This window comes from Leptothrix cholodnii SP-6 (assembly GCF_000019785.1).
Classification (GTDB): Bacteria; Pseudomonadota; Gammaproteobacteria; order Burkholderiales; family Burkholderiaceae_C; genus Sphaerotilus; species Sphaerotilus cholodnii.
In genome coordinates this window covers 453,454-479,972 of sequence record NC_010524.1, presented here as the reverse complement: position 1 = coordinate 479,972, position 26,519 = coordinate 453,454, and the positions used below count along the sequence as shown (strand labels likewise).

Here is a 26,519-nt window from a genome sequence, read left to right as displayed (position 1 = left end):
CTGCTGCCAAGAGACCACTTCAGCGCCGGATCCGGCAACCCTAAAGTCACGTCAGAGGTCAGCACCCGCATGGCCCGCCGCACCGGAGACCCGCGATGCCCCACCCTTCTCCCCGCCCCGTCGTGATCCGTGAAGTCGGCCTGCGCGACGGCCTGCAGAGCATCGCCACGATCGTGCCGACCGAACACAAGCGCGCCTGGCTCGCCGCCGCACACGCCGCCGGCCAGCGCGAGATCGAGGTCGGCTCCTTCGTGCCGGCGCGGCTGCTGCCGCAACTGGCCGACACCGCCGAGCTGCTGGCCTACGCCCGAACCCTGCCCGGCCTGAAGGCCAGCGTGCTGGTGCCCAACCTGAAGGGCGCCGAGCGCGCGCTCGACGGCGACGCGCACCTGATGATCCTGCCGCTGTCGGCCAGCCACGCGCACAGCCTGGCCAACCTGCGCAAGACGCCCGACGAGGTGGTGGCAGAGCTCGGCCGCATCCGTGCGGCACGTGATGCATCGGGCCGCAAGACGCTGATCGAGGGCGGCGTCGGCACCGCCTTCGGCTGCACCATCCAGGGCGAGGTGCCGGTGAGCGAGGTGCTGCGCCTGCTGCAGGCCCTGCTCGACGCCGGCGCCGACCGCGTCAGCCTGGCCGACACGGTGGGTTACGCCGACCCGGGCGCGGTCGCCCGGCTGTTCGAGCAGGCGCTGAAGATCGCCGGCGAGCGATTCTGCTGCGGCCACTTCCACGACACCCGCGGCCTGGCGCTGGCCAACGTCGCAGCCGCGCTGGACCTCGGCGTGGCGCGATTCGACGCCAGCCTGGCCGGCATCGGCGGCTGCCCGCACGCGCCCGGCGCCAGCGGCAACGCCACCACCGAAGACCTTGCGTTCATGCTCGAGGCGATGGGCCATCACACCGGCCTCGACCTCGACGCACTCCTGCGCCTGCGCGCGCAGGTGGTCGGCTGGATCCCGGGCGAGCCCACCCACGGCGCGCTGTGGCGCGCCGGCCTGCCCGGGACTTTCAGACCGGCACGCGCCAGCGCGCGCTGACCGTCCGCCGAACACCGCGCGCCGCCTGCCGACGCACTGCCTCCATCTTCCGCACGAAAGCGCCCACGCCATGAACACCGCCCCGTCCTCTCCCCGCCGCCTGCCGCTCGAAGGCGTGCGCGTCATCGAGTTCACCCACATGGTGATGGGCCCGACCTGCGGCATGGTCCTGGCCGACCTGGGCGCCGAGGTCATCAAGATCGAGCCGCCCGGCGGCGACAAGACGCGCAGCCTGCCGGGCCTGGGCATCGGCTTCTTCCGCAGCTTCAACCGCAACAAGAAGAGCGTGGTGCTCGACATCCAGACCCCCGAGGGCCTGGCCACCGCGAAGGAGCTGATCGCGCAGAGCGACGTGATGCTGGAGAACTTCCGCCCCGGCCTGATGGCCAGGCTGGGGCTGGACCACGCCACGCTGTCGGCGCAATGCCCGCGGCTGATCTACGTCTCGCACAAGGGTTTCCTGCCCGGCCCCTACGAACACCGCACCGCGCTCGACGAGGTGGTGCAGATGATGGGCGGCCTGAGCTACATGACCGGCCCGGAAGGCCGGCCGCTGCGCGCGGGCACCAGCGTCAACGACATCATGGGCGGCATGTTCGGCGCCATCGGCGTGCTGGCCGCGCTGCGCGAGCGTGACCACCCGACCCACGGCACCGGCCGCGGCCAGGAGATCCAGAGCGCGCTGTTCGAGAACTGCGCCTTCCTGTCGGCGCAGCACGTGCAGCAGTTCCTGATGACCGGCGAGCCCGCCCCGCCGATGCCCAGCCGCGTGTCGGCCTGGAGCGTCTACGACGTCTTCACGCTGGCCGAGGGCGAGCAGCTGTTCGTCGCCGCGACCAGCGACAAGCAGTTCCAGACCCTGTGCCAGGTGCTCGATCGCCCCGACCTCGCCGCCGACCCGGCGCTGGCCAGCAACGCCCAGCGCGTGGCCGTGCGCCCTGAGCTGCTCAAGCGCCTGGGCGAGACGATGGCGCTGCAGCGCAAGGCCGCGCTCTCGGCCCGGCTCGAAGCCGCCGGCCTGCCGTATGCGCCGATCACCCGGCCCGACGAGCTGGTCAACGATCCGCACCTGCTCGCCAGCGGCGGCCTGGCGCCGATGACCACCGACGACGGCGACACCACCCAGGTCGTGCTGCTGCCGCTGCTGATGGACGGCCACCGCCCCGGCGTACGCAGCGCGCTGCCGCGGGTGGGCGAACACACCGACGAGGTGCTGGCCCGCCTACACGCCAGCCGCACGGCGGCATGACCTCCCCCGCTTCATCCCCCGGCCCCAGACCAGAAACCAGGAGACAACCCCGATGAACACGATCCCCCTGCGCCGCCGCCCGCTGCTGGCGCTGCCCGCCCTTTCGGCGATTTCGACCCTCGCCGCCGCACTCGCCCTCACCGTCGGCGCCAGCGTCGCCCAGGCCCAGTCGACCGCGCCGCTGCGCATCATCCTGCCGGTCGGCCCGGGCTCGGGGGTCGACGTGATCGCCCGCTCGGCGCAGCTGGCGCTGTCGAAGGCGCTCGGCGGCCAGCCGGTGGTGATCGAGAACCTGCCCGGCGCTGGCGGCATCACCGGCACGCAGGCGATCGTCAAGGCCGCGCCGGACGGCAACACGATCGGCATCGTCTCGAACAACCACGCCGTCAACCCGAGCGTGTTCAAGAAGATGCCCTACGACGGCATCGCCGACCTGACACCGATCTCGGTCGTCGGCGGCTCGCACTTCGTGCTGGTGGTCAATCCGGCCAAGGTGCCGGCCAAGAACGCCAAGGAGCTGCAGGCCTTCCTGAAGGCCAAGCCGGACGGCTACAACTACGGCTCGTCGGGCAACGGCACCATCATCCACCTGGCCGGCGAGATGTTCGTCGACGCCGCCGGCGTGCAGATCCGCCACATCCCGTACAAGGGCATGGGGCCGATGATCTCCGACGTGATCGGCGGCCAGGTCGAGCTGGGCGTGGCCGCGGTGCAGGCGGTGCAGAGCCACCTCAAGAGCGGCACGCTGCGCGCCATCGGCGTGATGGGCAAGCAGCGCGCGGCCTCGCTGCCCGACCTGCCGACGATCGCCGAACAGGGCTTCCCCGACGTCGACGTGGCCGGCTGGTTTGCCTTCGTCGCACCCAAGGGCCTGCCGCCCGTGCAGGTCAAGCGCCTGCACGAGGCCGTGGTGGCCGCGTTCAACGACCCCGAGGTCAAGGCGGCGATGCTCAAGCAGGACAACTTCATCAACCCGAGCACGCCCGAAGCCGCGCTGCAGTTCTTCAAGACCGAGCAGGACCGCTACGCCCGCCTGGTCAAGAAGGCCGGCATCACGCTGGAGTGAGCGCGCCATGAGCCTCTACCGTCTCAGCGGCCAGGCGCCGCAGGTGCCGGCCTCGGCTTACGTGGCCGCCGAAGCCACGCTGATCGGCCGGGTCGTTCTCGGCGAACAGGCCAGCGTGTGGTCCGGCGCGGTGCTGCGTGGCGACAACGAGCCGATCCGCATCGGCGCGGCCAGCAACATCCAGGAAGGCGCCGTGCTGCACGCCGACCCGGGCTTTGCGCTCGACATCGGCGCCAACGTGACGGTCGGCCACCAGGCCATGCTGCACGGCTGCACGATCGGCGAGGGCTCGCTGATCGGCATCCAGGCCGTCGTGCTCAACGGTGCGGTGATCGGCCCGCACAGCCTCGTCGGCGCCGGTGCCATCGTGACCGAGCGCAAGCGCTTTCCGGCCCGCTCGCTGATCATCGGCGCACCCGCCAAGGTGATGCGGGAGCTGACCGACGAAGAGGTCGCGAACCTGATCGAGAGCGCCGCCAGCTACGCCCGGCGCGCCAAGCTGTTCCAGCACGAACTCGAGCGCATCGGCTGACGCGCCGGGCGACTCCCTGACCATCCTTTCCGCACGGAGAAAATCCATGGCTGACCTGTTTGAAAACCCGATGGGCCTGATGGGGTTCGAGTTCGTCGAATTCGCATCGCCCACACCCGACGTCCTGGAGCCGCTGTTCGAGCAGCTCGGCTTCACCCTGGTGGCCAGGCACCGCAGCAAGGACGTGCTGCTGTACCGCCAGGGCGACATCAACTTCATCGTCAACCGCGACCCGAAAAGCCCGGCGGCCTACTTCGCCGCCGAACACGGGCCGTGTGCCTGCGGCATGGCGTTCCGGGTGCGCGACTCGCACCACGCCTACCAGCGCGCGCTCGAACTCGGCGCCCAGCCGATCGAGATGCCCACCGGCCCGATGGAGTTGCGCCTGCCCGCGATCAAGGGCATCGGCGGCGCACCGCTCTACCTGATCGACCGGTTCAAGGATGGGGAGTCGGTCTACGACATCGACTTCGCCTTCATCGAAGGCGTCGACCGCCACCCGGTCGGCCACGGCCTCAAGCTGATCGACCACCTGACGCACAACGTCTACCGTGGCCGCATGGCGTTCTGGGGCGCGTTCTACGAGAAGCTCTTCAACTTCAAAGAGATCCGCTACTTCGACATCCAGGGCGAATACACCGGCCTGACCAGCCGTGCGATGACCGCGCCCGACGGCAAGATCCGCATCCCGCTCAACGAGGAGTCGAGCAAGGGCAGCGGCCAGATCGAGGAGTTCCTGATGAAGTTCAACGGCGAGGGCATCCAGCACGTCGCGCTGATCTGCGACGACCTGCTGGCCACCGTCGACCGGTTGGCGCTGGCCGGCGTGCCGCTGATGACGGCGCCGAGCGCGAGCTACTACGAGATGCTCGACGCTCGCCTGCCCGGCCACGGCCAGCCGGTGAGCGAACTGCAGACGCGCGGCATCCTGCTCGACGGCTCGACCGAAGGCGGCAAGCCGCGCCTCTTGCTGCAGATCTTCTCCGGCACGCTGCTCGGCCCGGTGTTCTTCGAGTTCATCCAGCGCAAGGGCGACGAAGGCTTCGGCGAGGGCAATTTCAAGGCGCTGTTCGAGTCGCTGGAGCGCGACCAGATCCGCCGCGGCGTGCTCGCCACCGAGTGACGGGAGCTGCCATGAAAATCGATCGCATCCACCACGTTGCCTACCGCTGCCGCGACGCCAAGGAAACCGTGCTCTGGTATCAGAAGATGCTGAAGATGGACTTCGTGCTGGCCATCGCCGAGGACCTGGTGCCGTCGACCAAGGAACCCGACCCGTACATGCACATCTTTCTCGATGCCGGCGGCGGCAACGTGCTGGCCTTCTTCGAGCTGCCGACCCAGCCGCCGATGGGCCGGGACCCGAACACGCCGGCCTGGGTGCAGCACATCGCCTTCAGGGTGGCCGACCGCGCCACGCTGCTCGAATTCAAGGCCCACCTGGAGGCCAACGGCGTCGAGGTGCTGGGCGTGACCGACCACGGCGCCTTCCACTCGATCTACTTCTTCGATCCGAACGGCCATCGTGTCGAACTGGCCTGCCCGGACCCCGACGAGACCGCGATGATCGCCAGGCTCGATGCGGTCAAGTGGGACATGCTGGAGGATTGGAGCAAGACCAAACGCGCGCCAAGACACGCCGATTTCCTGCACGCGCGGGAGTTCAAGTCGTGAGCGCGCTCTACGGGGTCGATGAAACCCACGACCCGGCGCTGCGCAGCTGGGTCGAATCGGCCAACGATCCGGCCTGCGAGTTCCCGATCCAGAACCTGCCGTTCGGGCGCTTCCGCGAGGCCGCTGACCTCGACTGGCGCATCGGCGTGGCGATCGGCGACCAGGTGCTCGAACTGCGCCGCATCGGCCTGATCAACCACGCCGAGATGAACCGCCTGATGCGCCTCAAGCCCGAGACCCGGCTCGAGCTGCGCCGCGCCCTGTCGGCCGGTCTGCGCGCCGGCAGCGGGCAGCAGGCGCGCTGGCGCGACGCGCTGCTGCCGATGGCGCGGGTGCAGCTCGGCCTGCCGTGCCAGATCGGCGACTACACCGACTTCTACGTCGGCATCCACCACGCCACCACCGTCGGCAAGCTGTTCCGGCCCGACCAGCCGCTGCTGCCGAACTACAAGTGGGTGCCGATCGGCTACCACGGCCGCGCCTCGACCATCGGCGTCAGCGGCCAGGATTTCGTGCGGCCGATGGGCCAGGTCATGGCGGCGGGCGCCGAGGCGCCGCAGCTGATGCCCAGCCAGCGGCTGGACTTCGAGCTCGAGCTCGGCATCTTCATCGGCCGGCCCAATGCGCAAGGCCAGGCGATCCCGATCGAGCAGGCCGAGGAACACGTGTTCGGCCTGGCGCTGTTCAACGACTGGAGCGCACGCGACCTGCAGGCCTGGGAGTACCAGCCGCTGGGCCCCTTCCTGTCGAAGAACTTCGCCAGCACGGTGTCGCCGTGGATGGTCACGATGGAGGCGCTGGCGCCGTTCCGCCGCGCCTTCGAGCGCCCGGCCGGCGATCCGCCGCCGCTGCCGTATCTGGACTCGGCCGCGCAGCGTGCGCAGGGCGCCATCGACGTCGACCTCGAGGTGCGCCTGCAGACCGCCGCGATGCGCGCAGCGGGTCAACCGGCGGTGTGCATCAGCCGCTCCAACTACGCCGACGCGGCCTACTGGACGGTGGCTCAGCTGGTGAGCCACCACAGCGTCAACGGCTGCAGCCTGAGCAACGGCGACCTGCTGGGCACCGGCACGCTGTCGGGCCCGCGCCCCGATCAGGCCGGCTCGCTGCTGGAACTGAGCGCCGGCGGACGCACGCCGATCACCTTGCCCAACGGCGAACAGCGGCGCTTCCTGGAAGACGGCGACAGCGTCGAGCTGCACGGGCGCTGCGAACGCGCCGGCTACCGGGCGATCGGCTTCGGCGCCTGCCGCGCGACAGTGCTGCCGGCGGCGAGCACCGTCGCGAACGAGACGGACTGAACGACAGCGGTCAGGCGCGCTGGTCAGCCGCCGCGATCACCGCACCGCCCAGGCAGACCTCGCCCTCGTAGAGCACCACGCTCTGGCCGGGCGTGACGGCCCATTGCGGCGCGGGGAAGGACATCGACAGCGTTCGTGCGGCCGCATCGAGCGCGTCGACGGCGCAGGCCGAATCGGCCTGGCGGTAGCGCGTCTTGGCCGCGAGGCCGCCCTGGCCGGGCTGCGGCACGGTGCCGATCCAGCTGGCGTCGTCGGCGCTCAGGCGCTGCGACTGCAGCCACGGGTGGTCGTGGCCCTGCACGGCGTAGAGCGTGTTGCTGGCCAGGTCCTTGCGCGCCACGAACCACGGCTCGTGCTCGCCACCGCCGCGCGGCGCGCCCTTCTCTTTGAGGCCGCCGATGCCGATGCCCTTGCGCTGGCCGAGCGTGTAGAAGCTCAGGCCGACGTGCTCGCCGATGCGCCGGCCGCGGTCGTCCTTGATCGGGCCGGGCTCGTGGCTCAGGTAGCGGTTCAGGAACTCGCGGAACGGCCGCTCGCCGATGAAGCAGATGCCGGTCGAGTCCTTCTTCTTCGCGTTGGGCAGGCCGATCTCGAGCGCGATGCGGCGCACCTCGGTCTTGGGCAGTTCGCCGACCGGGAACAGCGTGCTGGCCAGCTGTGCCTGGTTGAGACGGTGCAGGAAGTAGCTCTGGTCCTTCAGCGGGTCGAGCCCCTTGAGCAGTTCATGCAGCCCGGTGGCCGGGTTGTGGCGCACGCGGGCGTAATGGCCGGTGGCGATCCGGTCGGCGCCCAGGCGCATGGCGTGGTCGAGGAAGGCCTTGAACTTGATCTCGGCGTTGCACAGCACGTCGGGGTTGGGCGTGCGGCCGGCCGAATACTCGCGCAGGAACTCGGCGAAGACGCGGTCCTTGTATTCGGCCGCGAAGTTGACGTGTTCGATCTCGATGCCCAGCACGTCGGCCACCGAGGCGGCGTCGAGGAAGTCCTGGCGCGACGAGCAGAACTCGCTGTCGTCGTCGTCCTCCCAGTTCTTCATGAAGATGGCGACCACTTCATGGCCCTGCTGCTTGAGCAGCCAGGCGCTCACGGCCGAATCCACGCCGCCGCTGAGGCCGACGACGATGCGCTGTTTGGGAGGCAGTTGGGTGTTCACCCCCGGATTATCCCGGGGGCGCGCAATGACCCGTCAGATCAGAGCGACTTGTGCGTGCCGTCGCACAAGGGCGCCTTTGCGCTGTGCTTGCAGCCGCAGAAATACACCGTGCCGGCCTCGGCGGCCTTGTATTCCATCGGCGAGAACGCGCTGCCCTTGTGCGAGCCGTCGCAGAACGGCTGGTTCCTGCTCTGCCCGCAGGCGCACCACCAGTAGCTCTTGCCGGCCTCGACGGCCACGGGGAATGGGGCTTTCTGGGCAATGTGGGGCTGGCTCATGGCGGTCTGGTCCGGTGAGGTTGGAACCCCAGCATACGCGCCCGCGGCGACATCGGGGCAGCCTCGCGTCGGGCGGTCGCGGCCCTGTCGATGGCCACGCCCATGCGGGCCTGATACGCTTTTGCCCATGATGTGGACCCACTCTGACGATTCCCGCACGAGCGACCCCGATGCGCCGGTCGTGATCCGCTTCCCGGCCCTCGGCGATGCCGTCCTGCTGACCCCCTTGCTGGCCGCGCTGGCCCGGCGCTACGGCCGGCCGGTGCACCTGCTGACGTCCGGCGCCTGGACGCCCATCGTGCTGGGCCACGACCCGGCGGTGGGCGAGATCCGCAGCGTGAGCAGCCGGCGTGCGCCGTACTGGCTGACGCCGAGCCAGTGGACGGCGGTGCGCTGGCTGCGGGCCCACCGCGGCCCGATCTACCTGTGCGAGCGCGACGAACACGCCGCCCGCCTGCTGGCGCGCGCCGGCCTGCCGGCCGGGCGCATCGTGCGGGCCTGGGATCACCACCCGGCACAGCCGATCCACTGGGCCGACTGGTGGCTGCAGGTGGCCCGCCTCGACGCCCCGGATTGCCCGGGGCCGCACGACGACCGGCCTGACATCGCGCCGCTGCCCCGGCTGCATGCGCCGGCCGAATGGACCGTGCAGACCCGCGAGTGGCTGGCGCAGCGCGGCCTGGCCGGCCGCGCGCTGGTGCTGATCCAGCCGGGCAACAAGAAGACCCACAAACGCGGCCGCATCGCCACCGCGGCGCACGACAAGCACTGGCCGAGCGGTCACTGGGCCGAGGTGATCCGCGGCGTGCTGGCCGGCCTGCCGGGCGCAGCGGTGCTGGTCTGCGGCAGCCCGCGCGAGGCCGGGCTGGTGCAGGAGATCGTCGATGCCACGGGCGCGGGCGCCGATCAGGTGCTCAACATCGCCCGCGAGGCGCCGCTGCCGCGCCTGGTCGGGCTGGCGGCGCTGGCGCACAGCATGATCTCGGTCGACACCGGGCCGGCCCATGTAGCCGGCGCGATGGACTGCCCGCTGGTGGTGCTGTACGGCCGCTTCGGCTGGCTGCGCTGGGTGCCGCGCACGGCCGGTGCCAGCGTCGTGCCGCTGGGCCCGCGCGAGCCGGACGAACGCGCCCGCCTGCTCGACCTCACGCCCGCCGCCGTGCTCGCGGCCTGGCACACGCTGCGGCCGCGCGCAACGGCGGCGCCGGTGCGGTCCGGGCACCCGCTGCCGCAGGCGGCGGACGCTGCTGCGCTCAGAACGCCCGCTTGATCTCGGGCGCGTGCAGCGTGGCGTCGGCCGTCACCACGTCGAGCGGGTGATGCCGGCCCGCGAGGTGATCCTCGATGCAGCGCAGGACCAGCGCGCTGCGGTGGCGCGCGCGGCTGGCGCGCAGTTCGTCCAGATCCATCCAGACGGTGCGCACGATGCCGCTGTCGAGCGCGCGCCCGGGCACGGGCTCACCGACCGAGCCGGCGTAGGCCAGGCGCAGGTAGGTGACGTCCTCGTCGGTGGCCGGCCGCTGGAAACGTGACAGGTAGACGCCCAGGAAATGCCGTGGCCTGAAGTGCCGGGCGGTCTCTTCGAGGGTCTCGCGCACCACCGCCTCGAGCGGCGATTCACCGCAATCCATGTGGCCGGCAGGATTGTTCAGGCGCAGGCCCTCGACCGTCTCTTCTTCGACCAGCAGGAAGCGGCCATCCGCCTCGACCACGGCCGCGACCGTCACATTGGGTTTCCATCGGTGTTCAGCCATGTCGCAATCGTACCGGCACGTCACATGCAGATCAGGCTGTCTCCGGGATGACACGGGGGGCCGTTCGTTCACCAAAAGTGTGTAAGCTGCCGCACCCACAACAGGAGGGGCGAGATGCTGGTTGGAGTGCCGCTGGAATTGGCTGCCGGGGAAACCCGTGTGGCCGTGACGCCCGAGACGGCGAAAAAACTCAAGGCGCAGGGTCACACCGTGCGCATTCAGAGCGGCGCGGGCGTGGCCGCCAGCGCCCCCGACGAGGCCTATGTGGCGGTCGGCGCCGAGATCACCGATGCCGCCGGCGTGCTCGCCTGCGATCTGGTGCTCAAGGTGCGCGCGCCGTCCGAGTCCGAACTGGCCGGCTACCGCGCCGGCACCACGCTGGTGGGCATGCTCGATCCGTTCGACAAGCCCGGCCTGCAGCGCCTGGCCGCCGCCGGCCTGACCAGCTTCGCGCTCGAAGCCGCGCCGCGCACCACCCGCGCGCAGAGCATGGACGTGCTGTCCTCGCAGGCCAACATCGCCGGCTACAAGGCGGTGATGATGGCCGCCGACAAGTACCAGCGTTTCTTCCCGATGCTGATGACCGCCGCCGGCACCGTGAAGGCCGCCCGCGTGGTGATCCTGGGTGTCGGCGTGGCCGGCCTGCAGGCGATCGCCACCGCCAAGCGCCTGGGCGCGGTGATCGAGGCGTCCGACGTGCGCCCCTCCGTCAAGGAGCAGATCGAATCGCTGGGCGGCAAGTTCATCGACGTGCCGTATGAGACCGACGAGGAGCGCGAAGCCGCGGTCGGCGTCGGCGGCTACGCCAAGCCGATGCCGCCGAGCTGGATGGCACGCCAGAAGATCGAGGTCGCCAAGCGCGTGGCGATGGCCGACATCGTCATCTCCACCGCGCTGATCCCCGGCCGCGCCGCGCCGACGCTGATCACCGAGGACATGGTCAAGGCCATGAAACCGGGCTCGGTGATCGTCGACATCGCCGCCGGCAAGGGCCCGAACCTGGCTGGCGAGATCGGCGGCGGCAACTGCCCGCTGACCGTGGCAGGCCAGACCGTCAAGGTGCACGGCGTGACGATCGTCGGCGAGACCAACCTGCCCGCGCTGGTGGCGGCCGACGCGTCGGCGCTTTACGCGCGCAACGTGCTCGACTTCCTCAAGCTCATCCTCACCAAAGAGGGAACGCTTGCGGTGCCGATGGACGACGACATCGTGGCGGCCTGCCTGATGACGCAAAACGGCGAACTGAAGAGGACCTGAGCATGGACATCGTCTCCCCCACCATCATCAACCTGATCATCTTCGTGCTGGCCATCTACGTGGGTTACCACGTGGTCTGGACCGTCACGCCCGCGCTGCACACGCCGCTGATGGCGGTGACCAACGCGATCTCGGCGATCGTGATCGTCGGCGCCATGCTGGCGGCCGCGCTGACCGAAACCACCCTCGGCAAGACCATGGGCGTGCTGGCGGTCGCGCTGGCCGCGGTCAACGTGTTCGGCGGATTCCTCGTCACGCGCCGCATGCTGGAAATGTTCAAGAAGAAAGACCGTCCGGCCAAGGCCGTCGAGGGGAAACACTAAATGAGCATGAACCTCGTCACGCTGCTGTACCTCGTCGCCAGCGTCTGCTTCATCCAGGCCTTGAAGGGCCTGAGCCATCCGACCACCTCGATCCGCGGCAACCTGTTCGGCATGATCGGCATGGCGATCGCCGTGCTGACCACCGCCGCGCTGATCGTCAAGCTCGCCGCCGGCAACGCCAGCGGCATGGTCTGGGTGCTGATCGGCCTGCTGGCCGGCGCGGCCTACGGCGCCTGGCGCGCCAAGACCGTCGAGATGACCAAGATGCCCGAGCTGGTGGCGTTCTTCCACAGCATGATCGGCCTGGCGGCGGTGTTCATCGCCATCGCTGCGGTGGCCGAGCCGTCGGCCTTCGGTATCACCGTCAAGGGCGAGCCGATCCCCGCGGGCAACCGGCTCGAGCTGTTCCTGGGTGCGGCCATCGGCGCCATCACCTTCAGCGGCTCGGTGATCGCCTTCGGCAAGCTGTCGGGCACCTACAAGTTCCGCCTGTTCCAGGGCAAGCCGGTGCAGTTCGGCGGCCAGCACATGCTCAATCTGGTGCTCGGTCTGATCACCATCGGCCTGGGCCTGGTGTTCACCTTCACCGAAAGCTGGCCGGCGTTCTTCGCGATGCTGGCGCTGGCCTTCGTGATGGGCGTGCTGATCATCATCCCGATCGGCGGCGCCGACATGCCGGTCGTCGTCTCGATGCTCAACAGCTACTCGGGCTGGGCGGCCGCCGGCATCGGCTTCTCGCTGAACAACTCGATGCTGATCATTGCCGGCTCGCTGGTCGGCAGCTCGGGCGCCATCCTCTCGTACATCATGTGCAAGGCGATGAACCGCTCGTTCTTCAACGTGATCCTGGGCGGCTTCGGCGGTGACACCGCCACGGCAGCAGCCGGCGCGCAGGAGCAGCGACCGGTCAAGAGCGGCAGCGCCGACGACGCCGCCTTCGTGCTCGGCAACGCCGAGACGGTGGTGATCGTGCCGGGTTACGGCCTGGCGGTGGCGCGCGCCCAGCACGCCGTGAAGGAGCTGGCCGAGAAGCTCACGCACAAGGGCATCACGGTCAAGTACGCGATCCACCCGGTGGCCGGGCGCATGCCGGGCCACATGAACGTGCTGCTGGCCGAGGCCGAGGTGCCCTACGACCAGGTCTTCGAGATGGAGGACATCAACGGCGAGTTCGGCCAGGCCGACGTGGCCATCATCCTGGGCGCCAACGACGTGGTGAACCCGGCCGCGCTGACCAAGGGCACGCCGATCTACGGCATGCCCATCCTCGAGGCCTACAAGGCCAAGACCATCATCGTCAACAAGCGTTCGATGGCCGCGGGTTATGCCGGCCTGGACAACGAGCTGTTCTACATGGACAAGACCATGATGGTGTTCGGCGACGCCAAGAAGGTGGTCGAGGACATGGTCAAGGCGATCGAGTAGGACGACGGCGCCACCACCCCGCCGGGTGGTGCGGACACGCACAGGAAAGAGGTCGGCCCAGCCGGCCTCTTTTTTTGCGCCGGTGCGGTCCGCAGGGTTTTTGCACCCCCGGAAATCCCGGGTCGGCAGGCGTCAGAACCACGTCAGAATCCGGCTCAAACGCTCGGGCAACCCATGAACAAGATCTGGCTCAAACACTACCCGGCCGGCGTGCCGGCCGAGGTCAACGTGGCGCAATACGGCTCGCTGGTCGCGCTGATCGACGAGAGCTTCTCGCGCAACGCCGACCGCCCGGCCTACCGCTACCTCGACCGCGATTTCAGCTACCGGCAGGTCGACGAGCTGTCGCGCGCCTTTGCGGTCTGGCTGCAGGCGCAAGGGCTGCAGCCGGGCGACCGGGTGGCGCTGATGATGCCCAACGTGCCGCAGTATCCGGTGGCGGTGGCCGGGGTGCTGCGCGCCGGCGGCGTGGTGGTCAACGTCAATCCGCTCTACACGCCGCGCGAGCTCGAGCACCAGCTCAAGGACTGCGGCGCGCGCATCCTGGTGATCCTGGAGAACTTCGCCCACACGCTGCAGCAGGTGCGCAAGGCGGTGCCGGTCAAGCACGTGGTGCTGGCGTCGATGGGCGAGCTGATGGGCTTCCCGAAGGGGCTGATCGTCGACTTCGTGGTGCGCAAGGTCAAGAAGCTGGTGCCGGCCTTCGAGCTGCCGGGCGCCGTGCGCTTCAAGGACACGCTGGCCGAAGGCCGGGGCAAGACCCCGAAACCGGTCAGCACCGGCCCGGACGACGTCGCGGTGCTGCAGTACACCGGCGGCACCACCGGCGTCAGCAAGGGCGCCGTGCTGCTGCATCGCAACCTGGTGGCCAACCTGCTGCAAAGCGAGGCCTGGTACCAGCCGGCGCTGCACAAGGTGCCCGCGGGCGAGCAGATCGTGCAGGTCTGCGCGCTGCCGCTCTATCACATCTTCGCCTTCAACGTGAACATGATGCTGGGCCTGCGGGTCGGGGCGTGCAACATCCTGATCCCCAATCCGCGCGACCTGCCGGCCGTCTTCAAGGCCCTGGCGGGGCGGCGCTTCCACACCTTCCCGGCCGTCAACACGCTGTTCCACGCGATGGCCAACCACCCCGACTTCGGCAGCGTCGACTGGAGCCACCTGAAGATCTCGGCCGGCGGCGGCATGGCGGTGCAGCAGGCCACCGCCAAGCTCTGGCTCGAGAAGACCGGCTGCCCGATCTGCGAAGGCTACGGCCTGTCGGAGACCTCGCCGGTGGTGGCGGCCAACCCGACCGACACCACGGCCTACTCGGGCACCATCGGCCTGCCGATCCCCAACACCGACGTGCGGCTGCTCGACGACAACGGCGCCGAAGTGGGCCCCGGCCTGGCCGGCGAGATCGCGGTCAAGGGCCCGCAGGTGATGGCCGGCTACTGGCAGCGCCCGGACGAGACCGCCAAGGTCATGACCGCCGACGGCTGGTTCCGCACCGGCGACATCGGCATGGTCGACGAGCGCGGCTACTTCCGCATCGTCGACCGCAAGAAGGACATGATCCTGGTGTCGGGCTTCAACGTCTATCCCAACGAGATCGAGGACGTGCTCACGCAGATGCCTGGCGTGCTCGAATGCGCCGCGGTCGGCGTGGCCGATGCCCGCACCGGCGAGGCCGTCAAGGTGGTGATCGTGCGCAAGGATCCGTCGCTCACCGAAGCCGACGTGCGGGCCTACTGCGAGCAGAACCTGACCGGCTACAAGCGCCCGCGCCTGATCGAGTTCCGCCCGGACCTGCCCAAGACGCCGGTCGGCAAGGTGCTGCGCCGCGAACTGCGCGACAAGCCGGCTGTGGCGCCATGAGCGCGCCCGATGCGCGGCTTGCATCGACAATGACCCATGGCTGAATATTTCCGCAAGACCGATCGCGGGCGTCGCGAGGTGCGCGAGCGCAGCATCAACCTGCCCCGCGCGGCGCGCAACCTGCTGCTGATACTCGACAGCTCCAAGAGCCTCGACAGCTGGATCGGCATGATCAACGGTGCGTCGCTGACGGACGGTGAAATCCTGATCGAAGCCGGCCTGATCGAGCTCCAGCCCGGCCCCGGCCTGCCGTCGCGGCCGGCCGCCTTCGAGCCCACCGAACCGGCCGGGCTCGACGCCTGGCCCCCCGTCACCCGCCCGGCGCCGCTCGGGGCGGCCAAGCCGTTCGGGCTCAGCGCCGCCGCCAAGGCACCGCTACCGACCACCTTCGACGAGCCGGTATCGCCCGACCGCCACCGCCAGGTGCCCCTGCCGATCGCGCATGCGACGGACTCGTCGTTCCTGGAGACGACGGCGGGCACGCTGCCGTCACGGCTGCCCGAGGACATCAGCACCTTCATCCCGCTCGATGCCGGCGGCCTGCCGGAGGGCAGCACCGGCCTGGGCTACACCGAGCTCTACGACAGCCTGAACGCGCTGCTGCGCGAGACGCTCGGCCTGTTCCGCGGCTACCGCTACACGCTGCGCATCGAGCGAGCGCAGAACATCGCCGAGCTCGAGGCGGTGGCGCGCGAGTTCATCACCGAGGTCAAGCAGGTGCGCGGCGAATCGATGGCGCGCATGGTGCAACGCGCCCTCGGCCTGGGCGGTTGAACGATGCGACCGACCGCGATCGTCAGCGCGATGGCGCAGGAGATGGCCGCGCTGCTGGCGCTGTGCGAGGACACCCGCCTGCAGCGCGTGGCCGGGCGCGATTTCCACTGCGCCACGCTGCACGGCCAGCCGGTGGTGCTGGTGCTGTGCGGCATCGGCAAGGTGGCGGCGGCCACCACCGCGGTGCTGCTGGCCGAACGCTTCGGCGCGCGCCGGCTGATCTTCACCGGCGTGGCCGGCGGCCTGGGCGCACAGGTGCGGGTCGGTGACGTGGTGCTGGCCGAGACCCTGCTGCAGCACGACATGGACGCCTCGCCGCTGTTTCCGCGCTACGAGGTGCCGCTGACCGGCCGCTCGCATTTCGACACCGACGCCGCCCTCAACACGCCGCTGGCCGACGCCGTGCAGGCGGTGCTGGCGCGCCCCGATCACCACGGGCCGGATGCCCAGGCGCTGGGCGTGACCGCGCCGGTGCTGCACCGCGGCCTGGTCATCAGCGGCGACCTGTTCGTCGCCACCGCAGCGCAGAGCCTGGCGCTGCAGGGCGCGCTGCCCGAGGCGCTGGCGGTCGAGATGGAAGGCGCCGCACTGGCGCAGGTCTGCCATGACCTCGGCCTGCCGTGCGCGGTGCTGCGCACCATCTCCGACCGCGCCGACGATTCGGCCCACGTCGACTTCCTGCGTTTCATCGACGTGGTGGCGGCGCAGGCCAGCGCGGCCATCATCGGCCAGTGGCTGGCGGACGAAAGCCGGTCGCGCCAGCCCTCGCCCGTTGCCTGACACCTGAATCGCCCGGAGCCCGCCATGCCGCTCGAACGCCTGCACCCGCACACCAAGGACATCGGCGGCGGTTTCGTCGTGCGGCGCGCGCTGCCGGCGGCGCAGCGCCAAGCGGTCGGGCCGTTCCTGTTCCTCGACCACTTCGGCCCGCTGCACGTCGGGCCGGACGACAACCACGACGTGCGCCCGCACCCGCACATCGGCCTGGCGACGGTGACGTATCTGTTCGAGGGCGTGCTGCAGCACCGGGATTCGCTCGGCGTGTCGCAGCGCATCGAGCCCGGCGCGATCAACTGGATGACCGCCGGGCGCGGCATCGTGCACTCCGAGCGCCGCCCCGACGATCTGCGCGGGCGCGGCTACACCCAGCACGGCCTGCAGCTGTGGGTGGCGCTGCCCGAGGCGGATGAAGAAACCGAGCCGCAGTTCGAGCACACGCCCGCCGCACGCATCCCGTCGCTCGAACGCTGCGACGCCCGCGTGCGGGTGCTGGTCGGCAGCGCGCACGGCCTGAGCTCGCCGGTGTCGACCCGCTCGCCCACGCTGTTCCTCGATCACGCCCTCGATGCCCGCGCCGAGTGCGCCCTGCCGGCGCCGACGGCCGGCATCGAACGCGCGCTCTACGGCGTCGACGCGCCGTTCGAGCTGGTGATGGGCGACGGCACGGTCGAGTCGTTCGAGCCGCACACGCTGGTCGTGCTGCCCGACGACCGGGTCGCCACCTTGCGTGCCGGGGCCGAAGCGGCGCGGGTGGCGCTGGTCGGCGGCGCGCCGCTCGGACACCGCCACATGGCGTGGAACTTCGTGTCGACGCGCCGTGAGCGCATCGCCGCCGCCGCCGAGGCCTGGGAGCACGACGCCCTCGGCCAGGTGCCCGGCGAAACCGAACGCATCCCCCTGCCGCCTAACCTGCGACGCTGACAGCAGACCGCCACCGATGCAGCCGCACGTCAGCGCCGATCACGACGCTGTGACGCCGGGGCGTGCGGTTCTATGATCTTTCCATTCCAACTGTCCGACGAGCCCATCATGACCAGCGTAGCCGACATCCTCAAGAGCAAACCCCAGGCCGTGGTGCACACCACCACGCCGTCGACCACCGTGTTCGATGCCGTCAAGCTGATGGCAGAAAAAGGCATCGGCGCCCTGCTGGTGACCGAAGGCGAGCAGCTGGTCGGCATCGTCACCGAGCGCGACTACGCGCGCAAGGTGGCGCTGATGTCGCGATCGTCGAGAGAGACGCCGGTGCGCGACATCATGACCGCCGACGTGATGTTCGTGCGGCCCGACCAGACCAGCTCCGAATGCATGGCGCTGATGACCGAAAACCGCCTGCGCCACCTGCCCGTGATGGCCGACGGCAAGCTGCTCGGCCTGATCTCGATCGGCGACCTGGTCAAGGACATCATCTCGGAGCAGCGCTTCATCATCGAGCAGCTCGAGCACTACATCACCGGCGAACGCGCCTGAGGTCGCGAGCCCCTCGCCCGCCGGGTACAGCGGTCGATCCCCCGAGGGTCAGTAGCTGAGGCGCGCCACCGAGCGCAGCACCTCGGGCGTGGTGGTCGGCAGGCCGAAGTATTCGAGGTAGGCCGGGATCTGCTCGAACAGCATGTCCGAGCCGATCTGCACCGCGCAGCCACGCGCCTGGGCGGCGCGCAGGAAAGCCGTCATCTCGGTCTTCATCACCACCTCGCCGACGAAGCTGCCGGGCGCGATGCGCGACACGTCCATCGGCAGCTCGTCGCCGTCGTTCATGCCCATCGGCGTGGCGTTGACCACCACGTCGTAGCCGGCCGGATCGTTGCTGCCGGTGCGCACGTCCAGAGTCTTGTAATGCTGGCTCAGGCGCTGGCCCAGCGCCTCGGCCGATTCGGCACGGGCGTCGAACAGCCCGATCGCACCGATGCCGGCAGCCGCCAGCGAGGCCGCGATCGCCGAGCCGACGCCGCCGGCGCCGACCACCAGCACGCGCTTGCCGTGCAGGTCGAGCCCCTTGCGCTGGAGGCCGCGCACGAAACCCTCGCCGTCGAACATGTCGCCCTGCAGCTGGCCGTCCGGCCCGAGGCGCACCGCGTTGCAGGCGCCGGCGATCTGCGCGGTGGGCGAGACCTCGTCGAGCAGGCCCACGGTGGTGACCTTGTGCGGCATCGTGATCAGCGCGCCGCGGATGTTGCTGAGCCTGAACACCAGGCGCAGGAAGGCCGGGTAGTCCTCGGGCTTGCAGCCCATCGGCATGACGACGGCGTCGATGCCGGCCTGCTCGAAATACGGGTTGTAGATCATCGGCGCCTTGAAGGCGTGGGTCGGGTAGCCGATGTGGGCGATCAGGCCGGTGGTGCCACGGATGTTCATGGGGGACTCCAGGGGCACGGCGCAGCGGCGCCATGCAGAAGATGAAAGGGGTCGGTCAGCGGCCGTGCGACGCGCGCCACTCGGCCAGCGCGGCCAGGCGCACCGGCGCGTTGGTCGAGCCGTAGAGGTCGTAGGCGCCGCGGCGCTCGACGAACTCGAACTCGAAGCGGTCCTCGAACGGCGCGGTGTAGGCGTGCAGGAACTCGCCCTTGGCGTCGCGCTCGTACATCACGCCGGCGGCACGCAGCGCGGCCAGGAAGGCCGGATCGAGCTCGTACTTGGCGGCCAGGTCGTCGTAGTAGTTGTGTGGCACCGGCAGCAGCGGCGCGCCGCGCTGGCGCAGCGCGGTGACGGTGGCGATCGCGTCGCCCACGCCGATCGCGATCTGCTGCACGCCGGCACCGCCGAAGCGTGACACCGAGCGCGACACCGCCGTGTTGTCGCGCTCCGAGACCATCAGCGAGCAGCGCACCGCACCGTCGGCCGACTCGATCTCGCGGCTGCGCATGATGCCGTAGGGGTCGTGCAGCACCGTGTTGCGCTGCGGCGCCAGGCCCAGCACCGCGCGGTAGAACAGCACCCACGGCTCGACCTGGCCGCCCGGCAGCGCTTGGGTCAGGTGATCGACGCGGGCACCGACGCCGGCCGGCGTGTTGCGCAGGGCTTCGGCGTCGATGATGAAGTCGGCCTCGAACGAGTGGCCGCCTTGCTTGGCATCGCAGAAATACAGCAGGCTGCCGTCGGGCGAGCGCACCGCCGGGATGCTCAGCTCGTCGCTGCCGATGCGGCCGGTGACACGCGGGCAGGCCAGCGCCTCGGCCCGCACCAATGCGGCCTGGGCGTCGACGGTGGCCAGTGCCAGCGCGCAGACCGAGGTGCCGTGCACGTCGAAGTGGCTGCGGGCGAACGAATCCTGTTCGAGGTTGAGCACGATGCGCACGTCGCCCTGGCCGTACAGGTCGACGTCCTTCGATCGGTGCCGGCCGATGCGCGCAAATCCCAGGCTCGTGAGCTGCCCGGCCAGCCGCGTGGCGGTGGCCGGATCGACCGCGAACTCGATGAACGACCAGCCGGTCAGCACCGGCGCGGGCGGCGGGTCGAACAGCGGCACCGTGACGGGCCTGGCCTGCGGTGCGGGCGGCGTGTGGCGCACTTGTTCTTCCAGCCACAGCAGCGAGCGCATCGCGTCGACCGCGTTGGCGCGGGCCGGCGCCGAGCGGAACTCGTCGTTGAAGATCTCCAGCGAGATCGGCCCGGTGTAGCCGGCGTCGAGCGCGGCGCGCACGAAGCCGGTGACGTCGAGCTCGCCCTGGCCCGGGAAGCAGCGGTAATGGCGGCTGTAGGTCAGCACGTCGCTCGGGCCCCAGGCGAGCCAGGGCGCGTCGGCGAGCTGCATGTAGAAGATCTTGTCGCCCGGCAACTTCGCGATCGGCGCCGGGTCGTCGCGCAGCGACAGGGTGTGGAAGCTGTCGAGCGCCAGGCCCAGGTTCGGGTGGTTCACGCGCTCGACCACCGCCCAGGCCTGCGAGAACAGCTTGACCTGGCTGCCCCAGGCCAGCGCCTCGTAGGCGATGCGCATGCCGCGTTTGGCGGCGCGCTCGGCGAGCTGATGGAACTGCTCGGCGAGCTGATCGACATCGCCGATCGCATCGGGCTGCACGTTCGAGCAGACCAGGATCAGCGGCGTGCCCAGCTCGGCCATGACGTCGAACTTGCGCTCGGCGCGCTCGAGGCTGCGCGCCAGTTGCGCCGGGGTGGGCGCATCGAAATCGCGGAAGGGCTGGAACATGTCGATCGCCAGACCCAGGTCCTCGCAGATCCGGCGCACGTCACGTGGCGTGCCCGAAAACTGCAGCAGGTCGTTCTCGAAGATCTCGACCCCGTCGAAATGCGCCGCGGCCGCGGCCTGCAGCTTCTCCTTCAACATGCCGGAGAGCGAAACGGTGGCGATCGAACGGCGCATGGCGGGTGACCTCGTGGACGGGAGTGGCGGACCGGCGGCAGGCTCAGCCGGCCTTGGCGGCGTTGACCAGGTTGACCGCGGCGCGCAGGCCCATCAGGTAGCTGTCGACACCGAAACCGGCGATCTGGCCGCGGGCGATCTCGGCGATCACCGAGTGGTGGCGGAAGGGCTCGCGGGCGTGGATGTTGGACATGTGCACCTCGACGATCGGGCACTTCAGGATCGCCAGCGCGTCGCGGATGCCGTAGCTGTAGTGGGTCCAGGCGCCGGCGTTGATCAGCACCGCGTCGACGTTGTCGACATGGGCCTGGTGGATGCGCTCGGCCATCTCGCCCTCGTGGTTGCTCTGGAAGTGCTGCACCGTGGCGCCCAGCTCGGCGCCCAGCGCGTCGAGCTGCTCGTCGATCTGCGCCAGCGTGATCGTCCCGTACTGCTTGGGATCGCGCTTGCCGAACATGTTGAGGTTGATGCCGTTGAGGACGAGGATGTTCATCGGGCGGTCCTTGAATCGATCGATGCGAGAGCGGGGCGGACAACGATCGCCGCCCCGGCCCAGCGCGGTTTACTTGCGGATCTTGGCCAGCTCGGCCTGCACTTCGGCGACGGTGGCGCTGATGGCGGCGCCGTGCTTGTCGATCACCGGCTTGAACTTGTCACGCAGCTTGGCCTGCTCGGCGGCGCTGAACTCGGTGACGGTCATGCCGGCCTTCTTCAGCTCGGCCAGGTCGTCGGCCGACTTGTCGCGGTTGACCTTGCGCTGGAAGGCCGAGGCCTCCTTGGCCGCGTCCTGCAGCACCTTCTGGTCGGCCGGCGTCAGGCTGTCCCAGACCTTCTTGCTGAAGATGATCGACTGCGGGTTGTACTGGTGGTTGGTCACCGCCAGGTTCTTCTGCACCTCGAAGAACTTGTTGGCCAGGATCACGCTCAGCGGGTTCTCCTGGCCGTCGATGGCCTTCTGCTCCAGCGCGGCGTAGACCTCGGGGAAGGCCAGCGGCGTCGGGTTGGCGCCCACCGCCTTGACCCAGTCGACGTTGATCGCGTTGGGGATCACGCGCAGCTTCAGGCCGGCAAGGTCTTCCACCGTGTTGATGGGCTTCTTGCTGTTGGTGATGTTGCGGAAACCCAGCTCGGTGTAGGCCAGGCCGATGATGCCCTTGTCGGCCAGCTTGGCGTGCAGCTTCTGGCCGAAGGGGCCGTCGACGATGGCGTCGGCCTCCTTCGCATTGGCGAACAGGAAGGGGAAGTCGAACACCTCGAAGTCCTTGACCTGCGAGGCCAGGATGCCCGAGTTCAGCATCACGAACTCGATCGTGCCGCCTTGCAGCGCCGACACGTTGGCGGCGTCGCCACCGAGCGTGCCGCCGGCAAACACGTTGACCTTGAACTTGCCGCCCGACTTGGCCGCGACCAGTTCGGCGAACTTGGATGCGCCCACTTCCAGCGGGTGGCCCTTGGGGTTCTGCAGGGCGAACTTGAAGGTGCGTTCCTGGGCAGCGGCAAAGCCGCAGGCAGCCAGGGCAACGGTGGCGAGCACGGTCTTGATGAACAGACGTTTCATGGGGAAGTCTCCGGTCGAATCAGAAAGGACGGCAGTACGCGTGTGGATGCTGGCCGGGCGCGGCGTACCTGACGCGCCCGGCATGCGGGAACAGGAAATAACGTTCGAGAGGCCGCGTCAGTTGGCCAGCCACTTGGCCGGCACCGTGACGATCGAGGGGAAGAACACCAGCATGAACATGACGAAGAACTGGGCCAGCATGAACGGCATGACGCCCTTGGTCACCTCGTCCATCTTCATCTTGCCCACCCCGGCCACCACGTTGAGCACCGTGCCCACCGGCGGCGTGATCAGCCCGATGGCGTTGTTCATGATGAACAGCACGCCGAAGTACACCGGGTCGATGCCCGCGGCCTTGATCACCGGCATCAGCACCGGGGTCATGATCAGGATGGTCGGCGTCATGTCCATCGCCGTGCCCACCGCGATCACCAGGAACATGATCGCCAGCAGCAGCAGCGTCTGGTTGTCCATGAACGGCTCGAGCAGCGTGATCATCTTGCTCGGGATGTCGGCCACCGTGATCAGCCAGGCGCTGACCATTGCCGCGGCCACCAGGAACATGATCACCGCGGTGGTCTTGGCGGCGCTGACGAACACCTCGTGCAGCTGGTGCAGCTTGAGCTCGCCGTAGATCACGGTCGAGACGAACAGCGCGTAGACCGCCGCCACCACCGCCGCCTCGGTCGGCGTGAAGACGCCGAACTTCAGGCCCACGATCACGATCACCGGCAGCACCAGCGCCCAGGTCGCCTGGCGCAGCGCCACGATGCGCTCGGCCCAGCTCGCCTTGGGCGGGGGCGTGATGTTCTCCTTCTTGGAGACGAAATACCACGTCACCGCGATGCTCAGGCCCATCAGCAGCCCCGGCACGATGCCCGCCAGGAACAGCTTGCTGATCGACACGTTGGCCGCCACGCCGAAGATCACGAAGCCGATCGACGGCGGGATGATCGGCGCGATGATGCCGGCGCTGGCGATCAGGCCGCCCGCGCGGGCCTTGTCATGCCCGGCTCGCACCATCATCGGCAGCAGCAGCGCGGCCAGCGCGGCGGTGTCGGCCACCGCCGAACCCGACAGCGCCGCCAGCAGGCAGGCCGCCACGATGGCCACGAAGCCCAGGCCGCCACGCTTGTGGCCCACCAGCGTCAACGCCAGGTTGACGATGCGACGCGACAGGCCGCCGACGTTCATGATCTCGCCGGCCAGCATGAAGAAGGGCACCGCCAGCAGCGGGAAGGAGTCGGCGCCGTTGATGACGTTCTGCGCCAGGATCTGGGCGTCGAACAGGTCGAGGTGCCACATCAGGGCCACGCCCGACAGCAGCAGCGAATAGGCGATCGGCAGGCCGATGGCCATGGCCGCCAGCAGCGAGCCGAGGAAGATGAATACGGTCATTGTTGTGTCTCCTGGCTCAGCGCTTCTTGAAGGTCTGGCTCTGGTCGAGGTGCAGCGCCTGCACCTGCGCCAGGTCTTCGGACTCCTGGCTCATCGACAGCTCGGCCTCGGTGGCCTGACCGCTGAGCGTGCGCCACAGCTGCATCAGCAGCAGCACCGCGCTGGAGACGGCAAAGACGATGCCGGCGCCGTAGAAGATCGCCACCGACAGGCCGGTGACCGGGGCCTCGACCTCGCGATTGATGACCGCCTGGGCCCAGCTGCCCGAGAACAGCAACCAGGTGACGTAGAGCATCAGCACCTGCGAGATCAGCGCGCAGACCTTCTTGCCCGCCAGCGACAGGTGCGAGGTCAGCATGTCGGTGCCGAGGTGGCCGTGCTCCTTGAGCGCGACGATGGCGCCCAGAAACGTCATCCACACGAACAGCCAGCGCGCGAGTTCCTCGCTCACCGTGATGCCCGAGTTGAAGGCGTAGCGCATCACCACGTTGCCGAACACCAGCACGACCATCAGCGCCAGCATGACCACCAGCGCCCATTCCAGGACGCGGCAGTAGACATCAATCACGCGGTTCATCGCGTCTCCTAACAAGGTTGTTGGCGCCTGACCGAGGCGTCCGGTGGCGCTGTGGGGGACGGCAGCGTCAACGCCGCAATAATGTACGAACTAGTTCGTTTTACGTACGAGGGTTTTCCCGATCCGGAATCCAGCTCGCCGCAACCGGCAACGCGCTGCGGCGATCGCCGCGCGGCGTCTCAGGCGCGCACGTAGCGCACGATCATTTCGACGATGTTGGCGCGGCGCAGGGCCAGCGTCTCGGGCGCACCGAGGTCGTGCTTGAAGATCAGTCCGAAGGTGTGGCGGTTCGAGACGTTGAAGAACGTCAGCGCCGAGATCGAGGCGTGGATGTCGACCACGTCGAGCCCCGGGCGGAACTCGCCGCTGGCCACGCCGCGCTCGTAGAGCCGGCGGATCGCCTCGATCGCCGGCACGTTCAGGCCCTGGATGATGCGGCTCTGCGCCATGAACTGGGCGCGGTTCATGTTCTCGGAGGCCACCAGCCGGATGTAGGCCGGGTTGTTGTGGTGGTGGTCGAACGTGAACGCCACCAGCCGGCGCAGCGCCTGCTCGGGCGGCAGACCTTCGAGCTGCTGCTCGGCCTCGATGCTGCGCACGCGGCGGTAGGCCTCCTCCAGCACGGCGATGTACAGGCCTTCCTTGCTGCCGAAGTAGTAGTAGATCATCCGCTTGCTGGTCTGGGTGGCAGCGGCGATCTCGTCGATGCGCGCCCCGGCCAGACCCTTCTCGGCGAACTCCTGCGTCGCCACCTCCAGGATGCCGGCCATGGTGCGCTCGGGATCGTTGGTGCGGGTCGGCGCCTTGGCCTTCGGCCCATTGCGGGCAGGACGGACGCGCGCAGAATGTACCGGTTCGTTCATTTTGCGAGTATAGGGCGGCACGGTCAGCGTGCGACATGTCAGACCTCCCTCACGTCGAGAAGAACACGGCGACGGCCCGCAGGACCACGACCTCGTCCGCACGGGCATCCGGGCGCTGGTGAGGGCGGTGTCGTCGCCGCAGAAACGGCGCGGCAGACCGGGCCGCCGCAGCGTACCGTAGCGCGGACGCGGCGGCCCGACAACCATGCCGCGGGCCTGGATCTGCGTATCGACGCCCCCTCGTCGATGCCGTCGAGCCCGCCCGCCGCGCCGCGTCAGGCGACCGACTGCAGCAGGCGCTCGAACGCCTGCTCGAACTGCAGCAAGCCCTCGGCCTGCAGCGTCTCGCCGATCGCATCGAGGTCGATGCCGAGCGCGGCGGCGCGCTCGACGATGAGCGACGCGCCGGCCAGATCGGTGTCGAGCGTGCGCGCCGTTTCGCCGTGGTCGGCGAAGGCGGCCAGCGTCGCGTCGGGCACGGTGTTGACGGTCTGCGGGCCGATCAGCGCCTCGACGTAACGCACGTCGCGGTACGCCGGGTTCTTGTTGCCGGTGCTCGCCCACAGGCACAGCGGCGGCTGCGCGCCGGCGGCCCGCAGGCCGGCGAAGGCGCTGCCGCCGAAGCGGTCGAGCCACCGTGCGTAAGCGCAGCGGGCGCTGGCGATCGCGACTTCACCGAGCAAGGCCTTCGCGCCCGCGTCGGCCGAAGCTTCGAGCAGCGGGTCGACCTTGGCGTCGACGCGGCTGACGAACACGCTCGCCACCGAGCGCACGCGGTCGACCGCCAGCCCGGCCGCATGGCGACGGCGCAGCCCCTCGGCCTGGGCGGCGAACACCTGCTCCGCATGGCGGCGCGAGAACATCAACGTGACGTTGATGTTGATGCCGTCGGCCAGCGCGGCACTGATCGCCTCCAGGCATTCGGGCGTGGCGGGGATCTTGATCATCGCGTTCGGGCGTGCGATCTGTGCCCACAGCCGGCGGGCAGCGGCCAGCGTGCCGGCGCCGTCGCGCGACAGGCTGGGCGAGACCTCGAAACTGACGTAACCCGCCTCACCGCGGCTGCGTTCGTACAGCGGGCGCAGCACGTCGCAGGCGGCCTGCACGTCGGGGATGGCGAGCCGCTCGAAGCGGCGCTCCAGATCGGGCTCGACGCCACGCAGCTCGGCCAGCGCCGGCGCGTAGGCCGCATCGCCGGCCAGCGCCTGCGCAAAGATCGCCGGGTTGCTGGTGACGCCGGCCACCGCGTGCTCGTCGACCCAGCGCTGCAGTTCGCCGCTGGCCACCAGGCTGCGCGAGAGCTTGTCGAGCCAGATCTGCTGGCCGTGCGCCGCCACCG

At 69.4% G+C, this 26,519-nt stretch carries 26 protein-coding genes and 1 pseudogene; 16 read left to right on the top strand and 11 right to left on the bottom strand.

The window, feature by feature from the left end; translation table 11 throughout:
- Positions 1-95 precede the first annotated feature (95 nt).
- From LCHO_RS02210 to fahA, 7 genes are all read left to right on the top strand, one after another.
- Positions 96-1,040 carry a hydroxymethylglutaryl-CoA lyase gene (locus LCHO_RS02210; RefSeq protein WP_012345475.1) on the top strand — a complete coding sequence of 315 codons (945 nt, stop codon included), beginning with the start codon at positions 96-98 and terminating at the stop codon, positions 1,038-1,040.
- A gap of 70 nt (positions 1,041-1,110) precedes the next feature.
- Positions 1,111-2,289: a CaiB/BaiF CoA transferase family protein gene (locus LCHO_RS02205; protein WP_012345474.1), complete on the top strand. Its 1,179-nt coding sequence runs from the start codon at positions 1,111-1,113 to the stop codon at positions 2,287-2,289.
- Positions 2,290-2,341: 52 nt separating this feature from the next.
- Entirely contained in the window at positions 2,342-3,355 is a 1,014-nt protein-coding gene (locus LCHO_RS02200; protein WP_012345473.1) for a Bug family tripartite tricarboxylate transporter substrate binding protein, read from the top strand.
- Positions 3,356-3,362: 7 nt separating this feature from the next.
- Positions 3,363-3,887 carry a gamma carbonic anhydrase family protein gene (locus tag LCHO_RS02195; protein WP_012345472.1) on the top strand — a complete coding sequence of 175 codons (525 nt, stop codon included), beginning with the start codon at positions 3,363-3,365 and terminating at the stop codon, positions 3,885-3,887.
- 46 nt (positions 3,888-3,933) lie between these two features.
- Complete coding sequence (hppD, locus tag LCHO_RS02190) at positions 3,934-5,010, top strand: 4-hydroxyphenylpyruvate dioxygenase (protein ID WP_012345471.1); 1,077 nt, start codon at positions 3,934-3,936, stop codon at positions 5,008-5,010.
- An 11-nt stretch (positions 5,011-5,021) separates the two neighbouring features.
- Positions 5,022-5,561 carry a VOC family protein gene (locus LCHO_RS02185; protein ID WP_012345470.1) on the top strand — a complete coding sequence of 180 codons (540 nt, stop codon included), beginning with the start codon at positions 5,022-5,024 and terminating at the stop codon, positions 5,559-5,561.
- Positions 5,558-6,862, top strand: coding sequence for a fumarylacetoacetase (gene fahA / locus LCHO_RS02180; protein ID WP_012345469.1), 1,305 nt, complete (start codon positions 5,558-5,560; stop codon positions 6,860-6,862). The genes LCHO_RS02185 and fahA overlap by 4 nt, the downstream gene beginning before the upstream one ends.
- Positions 6,863-6,872: 10 nt before the next feature.
- Here fahA and mnmA read toward each other — a convergent pair whose 3' ends face one another.
- On the bottom strand, positions 6,873-8,015 hold the full coding sequence (mnmA, locus tag LCHO_RS02175) for a tRNA 2-thiouridine(34) synthase MnmA (RefSeq protein WP_012345468.1): 1,143 nt from the start codon (positions 8,013-8,015) through the stop codon (positions 6,873-6,875).
- 38 nt (positions 8,016-8,053) lie between these two features.
- Positions 8,054-8,293, bottom strand: coding sequence for a CDGSH iron-sulfur domain-containing protein (locus LCHO_RS02170; protein ID WP_012345467.1), 240 nt, complete (start codon positions 8,291-8,293; stop codon positions 8,054-8,056).
- 127 nt (positions 8,294-8,420) lie between these two features.
- Between LCHO_RS02170 and LCHO_RS21895 the strand changes: the two genes are divergently transcribed.
- Positions 8,421-9,563 carry a glycosyltransferase family 9 protein gene (locus tag LCHO_RS21895; RefSeq protein ID WP_012345466.1) on the top strand — a complete coding sequence of 381 codons (1,143 nt, stop codon included), beginning with the start codon at positions 8,421-8,423 and terminating at the stop codon, positions 9,561-9,563.
- Here the strand turns inward: LCHO_RS21895 and LCHO_RS02160 are convergent.
- On the bottom strand, positions 9,547-10,047 hold the full coding sequence (locus tag LCHO_RS02160; RefSeq protein WP_012345465.1) for an NUDIX hydrolase: 501 nt from the start codon (positions 10,045-10,047) through the stop codon (positions 9,547-9,549). The genes LCHO_RS21895 and LCHO_RS02160 overlap by 17 nt on opposite strands.
- A 114-nt stretch (positions 10,048-10,161) precedes the next feature.
- On the opposite strand from LCHO_RS02160, the gene LCHO_RS02155 reads away from it, so the two are divergent.
- The 8 genes from LCHO_RS02155 (at position 10,162) to LCHO_RS02115 (ending at position 17,936) form a co-directional block, all read left to right on the top strand.
- The gene (locus LCHO_RS02155) at positions 10,162-11,304 is read left to right on the top strand and encodes a Re/Si-specific NAD(P)(+) transhydrogenase subunit alpha (protein WP_012345464.1); all 1,143 of its coding nucleotides are present in this window, start codon (positions 10,162-10,164) and stop codon (positions 11,302-11,304) included.
- Between the two features lie 2 nt (positions 11,305-11,306).
- A complete protein-coding gene (locus tag LCHO_RS02150) occupies positions 11,307-11,627 on the top strand; it encodes an NAD(P) transhydrogenase subunit alpha part 2 (RefSeq protein ID WP_012345463.1) in 321 nt (106 codons plus the stop codon).
- The gene (locus tag LCHO_RS02145; protein ID WP_012345462.1) at positions 11,628-13,052 is read left to right on the top strand and encodes an NAD(P)(+) transhydrogenase (Re/Si-specific) subunit beta; all 1,425 of its coding nucleotides are present in this window, start codon (positions 11,628-11,630) and stop codon (positions 13,050-13,052) included. It begins immediately after the preceding gene.
- Positions 13,053-13,226: 174 nt separating this feature from the next.
- Entirely contained in the window at positions 13,227-14,912 is a 1,686-nt protein-coding gene (locus LCHO_RS02140; protein ID WP_012345461.1) for a long-chain-fatty-acid--CoA ligase, read from the top strand.
- Positions 14,913-14,948: 36 nt separating this feature from the next.
- Complete coding sequence (locus LCHO_RS21890; protein ID WP_012345460.1) at positions 14,949-15,686, top strand: hypothetical protein; 738 nt, start codon at positions 14,949-14,951, stop codon at positions 15,684-15,686.
- Positions 15,687-15,689: 3 nt separating this feature from the next.
- A complete protein-coding gene (locus LCHO_RS02125) occupies positions 15,690-16,466 on the top strand; it encodes a 5'-methylthioadenosine/adenosylhomocysteine nucleosidase (RefSeq protein ID WP_012345459.1) in 777 nt (258 codons plus the stop codon).
- A 24-nt stretch (positions 16,467-16,490) separates the two neighbouring features.
- Positions 16,491-17,387, top strand: coding sequence for a pirin family protein (locus LCHO_RS02120; protein ID WP_012345458.1), 897 nt, complete (start codon positions 16,491-16,493; stop codon positions 17,385-17,387).
- Positions 17,388-17,495: 108 nt separating this feature from the next.
- A complete protein-coding gene (locus LCHO_RS02115) occupies positions 17,496-17,936 on the top strand; it encodes a CBS domain-containing protein (RefSeq protein WP_043704756.1) in 441 nt (146 codons plus the stop codon).
- Positions 17,937-17,984: 48 nt separating this feature from the next.
- Here LCHO_RS02115 and LCHO_RS02110 read toward each other — a convergent pair whose 3' ends face one another.
- From LCHO_RS02110 to tal, 8 genes and pseudogenes are all read right to left on the bottom strand, one after another.
- Positions 17,985-18,821: a shikimate dehydrogenase family protein gene (locus tag LCHO_RS02110; protein WP_012345456.1), complete on the bottom strand. Its 837-nt coding sequence runs from the start codon at positions 18,819-18,821 to the stop codon at positions 17,985-17,987.
- A 55-nt stretch (positions 18,822-18,876) separates the two neighbouring features.
- Positions 18,877-20,784: a bifunctional sugar phosphate isomerase/epimerase/4-hydroxyphenylpyruvate dioxygenase family protein gene (locus LCHO_RS02105; protein WP_012345455.1), complete on the bottom strand. Its 1,908-nt coding sequence runs from the start codon at positions 20,782-20,784 to the stop codon at positions 18,877-18,879.
- A 43-nt stretch (positions 20,785-20,827) separates the two neighbouring features.
- Positions 20,828-21,277, bottom strand: coding sequence for a type II 3-dehydroquinate dehydratase (gene aroQ, locus LCHO_RS02100; RefSeq protein ID WP_012345454.1), 450 nt, complete (start codon positions 21,275-21,277; stop codon positions 20,828-20,830).
- A 69-nt stretch (positions 21,278-21,346) separates the two neighbouring features.
- Positions 21,347-22,342 carry a TRAP transporter substrate-binding protein gene (locus LCHO_RS02095; protein ID WP_012345453.1) on the bottom strand — a complete coding sequence of 332 codons (996 nt, stop codon included), beginning with the start codon at positions 22,340-22,342 and terminating at the stop codon, positions 21,347-21,349.
- Positions 22,343-22,459: 117 nt separating this feature from the next.
- Positions 22,460-23,740: a TRAP transporter large permease subunit gene (locus tag LCHO_RS02090; RefSeq protein ID WP_012345452.1), complete on the bottom strand. Its 1,281-nt coding sequence runs from the start codon at positions 23,738-23,740 to the stop codon at positions 22,460-22,462.
- A gap of 16 nt (positions 23,741-23,756) precedes the next feature.
- On the bottom strand, positions 23,757-24,317 hold the full coding sequence (locus LCHO_RS02085; protein ID WP_012345451.1) for a TRAP transporter small permease: 561 nt from the start codon (positions 24,315-24,317) through the stop codon (positions 23,757-23,759).
- A gap of 179 nt (positions 24,318-24,496) precedes the next feature.
- The gene (locus LCHO_RS02080) at positions 24,497-25,180 is read right to left on the bottom strand and encodes a TetR/AcrR family transcriptional regulator (protein ID WP_012345450.1); all 684 of its coding nucleotides are present in this window, start codon (positions 25,178-25,180) and stop codon (positions 24,497-24,499) included.
- A gap of 275 nt (positions 25,181-25,455) precedes the next feature.
- Positions 25,456-26,517, bottom strand: a pseudogene (tal, locus tag LCHO_RS23845) (transaldolase); the annotation flags it as partial.
- Positions 26,518-26,519: the final 2 nt, after the last annotated feature.